This window comes from Streptococcus oralis, from assembly GCF_001579025.1.
Taxonomy (GTDB): Bacteria; Bacillota; Bacilli; order Lactobacillales; family Streptococcaceae; genus Streptococcus; species Streptococcus oralis_X.
This window is the reverse complement of record NZ_KQ970235.1, coordinates 301,366-312,306: the sequence shown is the minus strand read 5'-3', so window position 1 is coordinate 312,306 and position 10,941 is coordinate 301,366. Positions and strand designations below refer to the sequence as shown.

Annotated in this window: 10 protein-coding genes; all 10 read right to left on the bottom strand. The window is 43.3% G+C overall.

Annotation, left to right across the window (positions count from 1 at the left end; translation table 11 throughout):
* Nucleotides 1–6 precede the first annotated feature (6 nt).
* Complete coding sequence (brnQ, locus tag SORDD27_RS01415; RefSeq protein ID WP_061426920.1) at nucleotides 7–1,332, bottom strand: branched-chain amino acid transport system II carrier protein; 1,326 nt, start codon at nucleotides 1,330–1,332, stop codon at nucleotides 7–9.
* Nucleotides 1,333–1,501: 169 nt separating this feature from the next.
* Nucleotides 1,502–1,789 carry a rhodanese-like domain-containing protein gene (locus SORDD27_RS01410; RefSeq protein ID WP_061426918.1) on the bottom strand — a complete coding sequence of 96 codons (288 nt, stop codon included), beginning with the start codon at nucleotides 1,787–1,789 and terminating at the stop codon, nucleotides 1,502–1,504.
* Nucleotides 1,786–2,376 carry a uracil-DNA glycosylase family protein gene (locus SORDD27_RS01405; RefSeq protein WP_061426916.1) on the bottom strand — a complete coding sequence of 197 codons (591 nt, stop codon included), beginning with the start codon at nucleotides 2,374–2,376 and terminating at the stop codon, nucleotides 1,786–1,788. The genes SORDD27_RS01410 and SORDD27_RS01405 overlap by 4 nt, the downstream gene beginning before the upstream one ends.
* Nucleotides 2,377–2,535: 159 nt before the next feature.
* Entirely contained in the window at nucleotides 2,536–3,936 is a 1,401-nt protein-coding gene (pepV, locus tag SORDD27_RS01400; protein ID WP_061426914.1) for a dipeptidase PepV, read from the bottom strand.
* 12 nt (nucleotides 3,937–3,948) lie between these two features.
* Nucleotides 3,949–4,554, bottom strand: coding sequence for a nitroreductase family protein (locus SORDD27_RS01395; RefSeq protein WP_061426912.1), 606 nt, complete (start codon nucleotides 4,552–4,554; stop codon nucleotides 3,949–3,951).
* Nucleotides 4,555–4,728: 174 nt separating this feature from the next.
* Entirely contained in the window at nucleotides 4,729–5,583 is an 855-nt protein-coding gene (locus SORDD27_RS01390; RefSeq protein WP_061426910.1) for a metallophosphoesterase family protein, read from the bottom strand.
* Complete coding sequence (uvrC, locus tag SORDD27_RS01385) at nucleotides 5,573–7,420, bottom strand: excinuclease ABC subunit UvrC (RefSeq protein WP_061426908.1); 1,848 nt, start codon at nucleotides 7,418–7,420, stop codon at nucleotides 5,573–5,575. Before uvrC ends, SORDD27_RS01390 begins: the two co-directional genes overlap by 11 nt.
* Before the next feature lie 101 nt (nucleotides 7,421–7,521).
* On the bottom strand, nucleotides 7,522–8,223 hold the full coding sequence (locus tag SORDD27_RS01380; RefSeq protein ID WP_061426906.1) for a M57 family metalloprotease: 702 nt from the start codon (nucleotides 8,221–8,223) through the stop codon (nucleotides 7,522–7,524).
* Nucleotides 8,224–8,327: 104 nt separating this feature from the next.
* Nucleotides 8,328–9,107: an alpha/beta hydrolase gene (locus tag SORDD27_RS01375; RefSeq protein ID WP_061426904.1), complete on the bottom strand. Its 780-nt coding sequence runs from the start codon at nucleotides 9,105–9,107 to the stop codon at nucleotides 8,328–8,330.
* A 68-nt stretch (nucleotides 9,108–9,175) separates the two neighbouring features.
* The gene (locus SORDD27_RS01370) at nucleotides 9,176–10,837 is read right to left on the bottom strand and encodes a ribonuclease J (protein WP_061426902.1); all 1,662 of its coding nucleotides are present in this window, start codon (nucleotides 10,835–10,837) and stop codon (nucleotides 9,176–9,178) included.
* Between the last annotated feature and the right edge of the window lie 104 nt (nucleotides 10,838–10,941).

Sequence of the window (10,941 nt, the reverse complement as noted above, 5' to 3'; positions counted from 1 at the left end):
ATTTTTTTATTCCATCTCAAAAACATCACTCTCTTGTTTGTATGGTAGAACCAATGAAAGCAAGATTCCGACGATGGCTGGTACCAACCATGGGAGGGATGCCTTAGCAAAAGGCAAAGCATTGACAAGATTTGCTAGAAACTCAATCTTAAAGGAGCTTCCAAGAACACTTGCAACAGCGATTGCTGTGACAACTCCCATTGTTAGTTGCATACCCGGTTTTGATAGGGGTACAAACTTATTAACAATCACAATCATCACAATAGCAATAGTGATTGGATACAAGATTACCAATACTGGAATTGAGTACTTAATGATTGCATCCAAACCGAGGTTTGCAATAGCAAATCCAATCAAGGTAAAGGCTGTCGCATAAACCTTGTAGCTGATTTGTGGGAAGCGTTCATTAAAGAACTCAGCTGTAGACACAATCAAACCAACTGTTGTTGTGAAGCAGGTTACGGTAACCATAGCTGCAAGGAAGAGTTGAGCTGTTGAGCCAAAGATTTCTTGAGTCGCTTGTGACAAGATGTAAACACCTGGTGTTCCACCCTTCATCGCTTCAGCAGGTACTGGGAAATGATTTCCAAGGAAACCTAAACCGATATAAAGGGCGCTGAAGGCAAGGGCAACAACGATACCAACAACCCAAATGGTTGAAATGTATTCTTTCTTACTTGAAAATCCAAGTTGTTTCAAGGTTTGAACTGCGATTACACTAAAGGCAACTGAAGCAAGAGCGTCCAAAGTATTGTAACCTTCTAGGAAACCTGTACCAAAGGCAGAAGCTTGATAAGCAGCTGACGCAGCTTGAGGGCTTGTTCCACCATATTTGAAAGCACCTAGTACAACCAAGATAACAATCAAGATTGCAAAGACTGGTGTTAAAATACGGCCGATGCGGTCTAAGATTTTTGATGGATTAAGCGAAATCAAATAGGCTGCCGCAAAATACAGAATCGTAAAGACAATCAAACCAAGACCTTTATTTGCATCCGACAAAAGGGGGCTAATCCCTACTTCGTAAGCTGTTGTAGCTGTACGTGGGATTGCAAAGAATGGACCGATTGACAAGTAAAGAACTGAGAGGTAAAGAGTCGCAAACCAAGGCGCTATCTTTGTTGAAATCTCGTAGATATATCCTTTAGGATTTAGCGTTCCAATAATAAGAGTCAAAACAGCGATACCGACGCCTGAAAAGACAAAACCTGCGATGGCAGGAAGAAAATGTTCTCCAGATAGAGCACCTAGAGAAGGCGGAAAAATCAAGTTTCCCGCACCAAAAAATATTCCAAACAGGAGTAAACCTGTTAAGGCACCTTTTTTAGCCATGAAAATCTCCTTCATATTTATAAAATACTGACCTAGTATATCATGAATAGGAGTATGAAAAAAGCTTCACGAAGTAAATATTGAATGTTTTCAAGATTCTTAAAAATGAGAATTGTCTAAAAATAAAATCCCCTACCCGGTCCACGCCAAGTAGGAGAAATTCTTACGTCTAGAGTTCTTCAAAGGCAGTCATACCACCTTGAACATTGATAACCTCATAACCTTGTTCTGATAAGAATTGGCAAGCACGCGCTGATCTCATTCCAGCTTTACAAATAACATAGTGTAACTGATCCTTGTCCAGTTGATCATAAGTATCAGCTAATTGACTCAGAGGAAGATTCTGAGCACCTTCTAAATGAAGAGCTTCAAACTCATCCACTTCTCTCACGTCCAGCACAGAAAGTGAACTATTCTGGTAAAGCTGGTAAAAATCGTTAAAAGTAATTTCTTTCATTTTGTTTCTCCAAGAATCTTTTGAATTCTTTTTTTCAAATCTGGCACTACTTCTGACTCAAACCAAGGATTCTTAGCCATCCATATTTGATTTCGTGGTGAGGGGTGAACTAGTGGAAAATAGGTTGGCAAGTAGTTCTGGTAATGTTTTACCCGTTCTGTCACCTTGCCACTAACTTTCTCATGTAAATAATAGGCTTGGGCATACTGCCCAATCAAGAGAGTTAATTGGATATCGGGCAACTCTTGCAAGAGTTGCGGATGCCATTTTTCGGCAAAGCCTTTACGAGGTGGAAGGTCGCCTGACTTGCCATGTCCTGGAAAGTAAAAATCCATTGGCAGAACTGCAAAATAACCTGAATTGTAAAAGGTATCTTCATCCACGCCGAGCCAGTCTCGCAAGCGATCGCCGCTCTTATCCTTCCAATAAATTCCAGCTTCTTGTGTTTTAAGTCCAGGAGCCTGACCGACAATATTGATGCGAGCTGTCTTTGGCGCCGCAAAAAGTGGTTCGATTCCGCGTTCTGTATAGCTGGTATTCTGTGGATCCGCCATAATGGCTTGCTTGATTCTTTCGATTTGAGACATCTGTTTTCCCTCCAAAAAGAAGTCCAAGATTAAAATCTCAGACTTCTATCGTTTTATACTCTTCGAAAATCAAATTCAAACCACGTCAGCTTCACCTTGCCGTACTCAAGTACAGCCTGCGGCTAGCTTCCTAGTTTGCTTTTTGATTTTCATTGAGTATTATTTGATCAATTCATAGATAGCTTCAGCATAGATTGCTGCTGCTCGGAAGAGATCGTCCAAGGCGATAAATTCATTGGCTTGGTGCATGGTATCGATTGAGTCTGGGAACATAGCACCGTAGGCAACCCCACGTTCCAGCAAGCGACCAAAGGTACCTCCACCGATGACTTGCTCGTGACCTTTAAGACCAGTTTGTTTTTCATAGACATTCAACAAGGTTTGCACAAGTGGATCTTCCATTGGCACATAGTGAGGGGTGTGACCGTGTTCAGAAAGGCTAACAGAAGCAACTGGCAAGTTTTCAAGAACTGACTTGATTTGCTCTGGACTTGTTCCTTTTGGATAGCGGAAGTTAAGGGCAATCGTATTGTCAGCACTTGTTTCATCAAAGCGGAAGACACCAGCATTCATAGAAAGGGCACCCATCTTTTCATCTACATGAGCAACCTTGAGATTTGTACCCTCATGGTCGTTCAAGAGAATCTTACCAGCGATGTCGAGGTAGTCTTTTGCTGGTCCTGCAAAGTCAAACTGACTGAGGAAGAGGGCCAGGTAGGTCGCGCCATTGACACCTGAGGCAGGCATAGCACCATGGGCAGATTTACCAATGATGGTCACCTTGTACCGACCGTTCTCTTCTTGAATTTCTCCTCTGAGTTTGTGTTCTGCAACAAAGACATCTAATTTCCCTTGCAAGTCAGCCAGGTCGCCTGAAACAACTGCTGTTGCTGACTCAGGTACCATGTTTTCACGCAATCCACCTGTGAAACTGTGAAGACGAGCTGAACCAGTATTTTCACCTGCAAAGTGAAGGTATTCTGTGATGTTTCCTTTTTCACCATTGATGATAGGGAATTCAGCGTCAGGTGAGAAACCAAAGTCTGGTTTCGCAAGTCCTACATGTTCAAAGTAGTAGTCCATGTCTGCCCAGCCAGATTCTTCGTCTGTTCCCACGATAAAGCGAACTTTCTTAGAAGTTGGAAGGCCCAATTCTTTGATGATTTTCAAACCATAGTAACAAGCTGTTGTAGGACCCTTGTCATCTGAAGCTCCACGCGCATAAAGGCGACCATCTTTGATAGTTGGTGTGTAAGGATCTGTATCCCAACCGCTACCAGCTGGCACTACGTCCATGTGGGCAAAGATTCCGAGAACTTCTTCTCCTTCACCAAACTCAAAATGTCCTGCGTAGTTATCAACATTTTTAGTTGGATAGCCATCGCGGTCTGCGATTTCAAGGAATTTTTCCAAGGCTTTTACTGGCCCAGGTCCAAATGGATGCTGAGCGTCCGCCTTGCTGTCGTCACGTTCTGAGTTGATTTCCAAAAGGCTAAACAAGTCAGCCAAGAGGTCTTCTTTACGTTTTTCTACTTCTGCTGTAAAATCAATTGCTGTCATTTTTTCTTCTTTCTATCTTTTCTCGATGATTTCATCTACTGGTAAGCGGTAGCTTGGTTCCAATTTCTCATCTGTATAGCCCACTGTAATCAAGAGTTCTGGGCGGAAACGGTCTTCGATGTCCAAAACTTCGTTGGCTTTTGATTTGTCAAAACCAAGGATAATATTGGAACCGATCCCTTGGTCTGTCAAAGCCAGAACCAAGTTCATGGCAACCAAACCAGCATTAAAGGCCAAGTAGTCACTAATCTGTTGCTCATTGTATCGGGCAAACTCGGCAGGCAAATTTTTCATAAAGTATTGGAGTTGCTCTTCTGAGAAATTCTTTGCACCACCGACGCGGGCAATCTTACGAGCACGTTTGGCAAGGTCTGTATCGGTAAACAAGGCAATGGTTACAGGCGCTGATGATACCTGCTCAAAGTTCGAACCATAAGCTAATTTTGCCAGTTCAGCATTTTTCTCACGAACGACTACAAACTTCCATGGCTGGCTGTTGTGGGCACTTGGGGCCAAGGTTGCGATTTCGATAGCCGTACGCACATCTTTGGGATCTACTGGTTTATCAGTAAAATGCTTAGTCGCATGACGTTTTTTATTTAATTCAAGAAATTTCATAATCGATTTCCTTTTCTAATTCTACTGCATCCATTCTACCATATTTTGAAAGAGCTTGCAGAGATTTTTCATAGAAAGAAATTGGAACACGGATGAAGCCCTGGATTGAAACTTATCATTAAAACCAGTTTTTTCCCCATCCAGTTCCAACTAATTCTCAGTTGCTTAAAGAAACTAGTCTATCTTATATTCTGACTTTATAGCCTCCAAGAAATCTTTCACATCCTCCACATACCCATGCTTTTCAATTAAACTAGCTAAGAGTTCTAGATTGTGCCCCCGATAGTTGTCATCTCGACGTAGTTCTTCATACATTTCGATAAAAGGAAGCCCCTTGGACTTGGCCAATTCTAACTCCGCTTCATAATCATAAGAAACTTTTCGGAATAAAATGTTTACCAATTCTCCATCTTCCACTTCTATCACGGCATACTGGGCACGGTGATTTTTTAACGCCTCCCAATTAAAATAGGGCATGCCAATCGACCCTGGATTGATGATTTGTTGCCCTTGACTACCGTAACGAAGCAACTGCTTGTGAACATGACCATAGACTGCCACGTCAACTTCATCATCTAGGAGTTGGTCAAATTTCTCTGTATCATTCTCAACTAGCAAGTCACCACCATAGTTCTTATTTGGCAAATTATGAGAAAGAGAAAAACGCAGTCCGTCAACTTCTCTCTTTTCTAGCATAGGTAAGCTTCGTAGCCAGTCAATCGTTGCAGGATCCATTCGCTCCATCAAATACTGCGTCATACGCAAGAGCTGGACTTCCTGTGGGTCTTCCAAGCCATATTGCCCATCTAAAGCCTCAAGGACACAATCATCCCAATTGCCTCGAACACTTGCTGTGATAGGAAGTTCCTTTAACAGAGCGACCAAGTCATTTGCACCTGGACCAGGGAGGAAAATGTCTCCCATGAGCCAGTATTCACTGACTCCTTGTGCTTTAGCATCTGCAATCACTGCTTCTAAGGCAGTCACATTTCCATGAATATCTGATAAAATTGCGATTTTATGGTTCATCATAATCTCCTTTTGTTTGGTAGTCCACTCTTTCTTCCGCCACTTGAGCCAATTCCACTTCTTCCTGAGGGTTCAACTTTCTTTTCACATCTTCTGCGACTGCCCTTGGTACCCCAACTTCGACAATCTCATCCACACTGGCTTCCTTGATTTTGGTCAGAGACTTGAAATGCTTCATAAGATTTTGCTTGCGTTTAGGTCCTAGCCCTTCAATTCCATCCAGCTGTGAAGAAAAGGAATTTTTGGAGCGCAGTTGCCGGTGGAAAGTGATAGCAAAGCGGTGGACCTCATCTTGGATGCGTTGGAGGAGGAAAAATTCTTGAGAGTTTCGTGACAACTCCACCACTTCCAGCGGATCTCCAAAGAGCAGTTCATGGGTTTGGTGCTTGTCATTCTTTTGCAGACCTGCAATTGGAATATCCAAACCCAGCTCCTCTTGGATGACCTGCTTTGCGATATTGACTTGCCCTTGTCCCCCATCAATGACAATCAAATCAGGAGGAGTCAAACCGTCTCGTTGAACTCGACCATAACGTCTGCGAATGACCTCTCGCATGCTGGCATAATCGTCTGGTCCAACAACCGTTTTTATCTTGTACTTACGGTAATCCTTCTTACTTGGTTTGCCATTGACAAAAACCACCATAGCTGAAACAGGACTGGTTCCCATGATATTAGAGTTATCGAAGGACTCGATACGGACTGGGGTCGGGATTTGAAGCAAGCGTCCCAGATTTTCAATAGCTCCTTGGGTCTTTTCGACTGATTTTTCTAGCAGATTGAACTTCTGCTCCAGACTAACACGGGCATTCTTTATAGCTAAATTGACCAATTGTTTTTTCTCACCACGCTGAGGTTTGAGAATCTTGGTATCCACCAAGGCCTTGACAGCTTCTTCGTCAATATCCTGCGGAATCAATACTTCATTGGGAACCAGGTGGGATTTTTCTTGATAAAACTGCCCCACGTAGGTCAAGAAGTCCTCATCTGGATCATTGTAGTAGGGGAAGAGATTGACGTCCCGCTCAATGAGCTTGCCTTGACGAACAAAGAAAACCTGGACACACATCCAACCCTTGTCCACATAGTAGCCAAAGACATCCCGATTTTGGAGATCCTTTGCCATGACTCGTTGCTTGGTCCTAAGAGTCCCAATAGCCTGAATCAGGTCACGGTATTCCGCCGCACGTTCAAATTCCATAGTCTGAGCCGCCTTTGCCATCTTGCACTTGAGGTCATCGATGATTTTGTCATCCTGTCCTTTTAGGAAATCAGAAACCTCCTGAGCCATAGACTTGAAATAGGCCTCATCTTTTTTACAGATAGTATGGGCCATACACTGGCCGATATGGTAGTAAAAACAGACCTTAGACGGTGGATTAGTACATTTCCGAAAAGGAAAAATCCGGTCCAATAGTCTCTTGATTTCATTGGCTGCCCCCACATCTGGATAAGGGCCAAAATAAAGACCTCCGTCCTTTTTGACCTGACGGGTGATAATCAAGCGAGGATAACGCTCATTGGTGATTTTGATAAAGGGATAAGACTTGTCATCCTTGAGCATGATATTGTACTTAGGCTTATTTTCCTTGATGAGGTTGATTTCTAGGAGAAGTGCCTCAATATTGGACTCCGTGACAATAAACTCAAAATCCACAATCTCAGACACCAGAGCTTCCGTCTTGGTATCGTGACTTCCACGGAAATAGGAGCGCACACGGTTGCGCAGATTTTTAGCCTTTCCAACATAGATAATGGTGCCATTTTTATCCTTGTGAATGTAACAACCAGGGCTGATTGGCAGGAGCTCTAGTTTTGATTTGATCAAGTTATTCATAGTTCCATTATAGCAAAAAGGCCGTAACAGGACGAACAAAAAGCCCCACCAATCACTTGTTGGAGGAGCTTTGATTTCATTTCGGATTGCACTGACTTCATCTAGTCGCTACTGGTATAGAGTTTTTGAACAGCTGTCACATCCTGGGGCTGAATTCCATAGTAAGAACCTGCTGGCTGCATGACGGAAGTTTCGTTGGTATGATCCAAACCGATGGCATGCCCCAGCTCGTGCTCCGCCGTGTGCACGATTCGTTCATAAGAATAACCATAGTTTGGATTGGATAGATAATAGTGATTCAGGCGAACCGTTACAGATATAAATTGTTTGGTTAACAAATTGGTTTGACTCTCGGCTTGACCAGCTACAGCGGTCGATCCATCATTCATCTCACTTGCCACAATATCTGCCTGGCTAGGATCCGCAACCACCTCAAAGGTAAAGGCTCCCGTTTGATTCCAGTTTTTTATAGCTTCTGCATAGGCACCTTGGAAGGTCTCATCCATTTGAGTCTCAATATAGATGCGAGCTGAGGCCTGAGCCCACTTTCCTTCTGCATGTTGGTGACTGTCTGTCTGAGACAAGACTTCCAGCGTTCCCGTCTCCTTCCACTGATTCCAGCCACCTTGACCAATCTTGCTCATTTTTTCAACCTGATTGACCGCAGAATGAAAATCACCAGACAGATACCAAACCACTCCAAAGGCAATGAGCAGTAGAATAACTACAGTCCAAACCAGACGCCAGAAGAAACGCCAAATTCCCAACAGAAATCGGAACAATAATCGAATAATCCAGAACATGACGTCCCACCTTTCATAAAAATAAGAACCTATCTTGAAATCACATTCTCCTTGATCAAGATAGATTCTCTATTTTACTGAAGAAAGCTGAAAGAAACCTAAAACTAAGATAAGCGTTCTTCCAAGACAAAGTCAATTGGTAGAGTAGCCAAAAAACGCTCCAATTGTTTTTCCCAGTAGTACCACTCGTGCTTACCTGGACTATGACTATAGGTCACCTCAAAACCAAGATTTTTGAGGTTTTTCACTGCGAGGTTATTGGCAGAGTAGAGATAGTCTTGCTCCCCACACCAAGCCCATAGTTTGGTCTTTTTATCGGATTTTGCAGCCATGCTTTCAAGCGAATGAGGACTAGATGTCCAGTCTTTAATCTCTCCAAAAACTCCTCTCCAGTAGGCAAGTGACCCCAGATCCTGACTTTCGGGAGAAAATTCTTGAAAACTAAGCGCACCAGAAAAACTAGCCGCATGAGAAAAACGATTTGTCGATAGAGCGAGTTTGAAGGAGCCGTAACCACCCATGGAGAGACCTGCTATGAAGGTCTTTTCTCGCTTGCTGGTCATATTGGGGAAGAAACGTTTCATGACCTGAGGTAACTCTTCTGCTAGAGCAGTATAGTAGTTATAGCCATACTGAGTATCTGTGTACCAGCCATTGCTAGTATTGGGCATGATAACAATGAGATTGGTCCCCCGCAACAATCGCTCGACATTGGTACGTTTGAGCCAGCTATTTTGATTTCCTGACATTCCATGCAAAAGATAAAGAACAGGAATATCTGTGCAATCTGGTTCAGTCACCCGACTAGCATCTGGATAGAGTACGGTAACGCCCCACTCCATATCCAAAACTTCTGAGTAATACTCAATATTCATAACTGCCATGGTTGTCTCCTTTTACTATTCTATAAGAAAAAGCCGAATTTCGACTTTTTCTGTAGGTATGCTGCTTATTATTTTGCTTCCATCACGACTGGCAAGATTGCTGGACGACGCTTGGTTTGATCAAAGAGGTACTTGGTCAGATTGTCACGAACCTTGCCTTTGAGATCTGCCCAATCAAAGTCGTCACCTTGAAGATACTCTTCTACCGTTTGGTTAATCAATTCTGAACTTTCACGGAGAATATCACGGCTCTTCTTGAGGTAAACAAATCCACGCGTATGAACACGGGCCTTGGCCACAATTTTTTTCTCACGACGGTTGACAGTAATTGCCACGATGAAAATACCGTCCTCTGACAAGACCTTACGGTCACGAAGGACCACATTTCCAACATCCCCGATGGCATTTCCGTCAATCAAGACATCACCTGCGGAAACTGCTCCAGCTGGGACAAAGTCTCCATGTTCATAAGACATGGTCGTTCCCTTTTTAGGGATGAAAATGCGTTCCGGCAACATCCCAACTGCCATGGCAGCCTTGGCATGCGCATCCAACTCACGGTACTCCCCTTGGATAGGGAAGAGGTAGTTTGGTTGCAGAAGATTGATCATCAATTGCAAATCACGCGCATTCCCGTGTCCGGATACTCGCAAGCTTTGGGTGATGAGTTTCACCACACCACCAGCTTGGTAGATCATATTTTCCACACGCGCCATGACAGCTTCTTTTGCGATAGATGGAGTCGTTACGATATAGACCAAGTCCCCATCTTTGATTTCCACATAGCGGTGGCGACCAATGGACATCTTACGAAGTCCATTGATAGGTTCACCCATACGGCCCGTCTCAAGGATAATCAACTCATGGTCTTCAAAACGAGACATTTCTTTTGGTTTAATCAAGAGACTTTCATTAGCTAGAGATAATTTTTTGAGACGAATCGCAGTGCGGACGATATTTTCAATATCAAATCCAGTCAAAACAACTCTGCGTCCTGTATCTGCTGCAGCATCAAAAACCTGCTGGATACGAGAAAGGTTGCTGGCAACTGCTGCAACGATGATACGACCTTCCCAGTCTGCAATGGTCTGGGTAATCTCCTCTCCAACTTCACTCTCACTTGCCACTTGGATATTGCTGTCTGCATTGGCTGAATCACTGAGAAGAGCCAAGACACCATCACGACCGATTTCTGCCAAACGAGCAAAATCCGTCGCATAGGATTCACTAGCTGTCTGGTCAAACTTGAAGTCGCCTGTGTAAACTATGCTACCTTCAGCTGTTTTCAGGACTACTCCCAAACTTTCTGGGATGGAGTGAGTTGTACGGAAGAAGGAAACCACAGTCCCTCCAAAATCAATCTCCGTATCTTCATCAATCACATGGAAGTCATTGAATTTCTTAACCGTATCATTTCCTTTGACAAAGAGTTTGGCCAACTCAATGGTCAACTCAGAACCAAACACAGGCACCTTAGCCTCTGCCAAAAGATAAGGCAGGGCACCAATAGCATCTGCATGTCCGTGGGTCAAAAAGACCCCTGCGATACGATCGCTATTTTCAAAAAGGTAGTCCATATTTGGAATGACGACATCAACACCTAGTTGTTCATTTTCAGGGTATTTAAGCCCAGCATCCAAAACAAAAATAGAACCATCGATTTCAGCGATGTACATATTTTTCCCATTTTCTCGTACACCACCTAGTGTTGTTAAACTAATATTACTCATTTTCCCTCCGAAACTTCATTTATCTTGATTATAGGGTGAATTCACCCTCTTATTCTAAAAGTTCTCAAACTTTCAGCCGAATCTTTTCCTACCATTATACCATT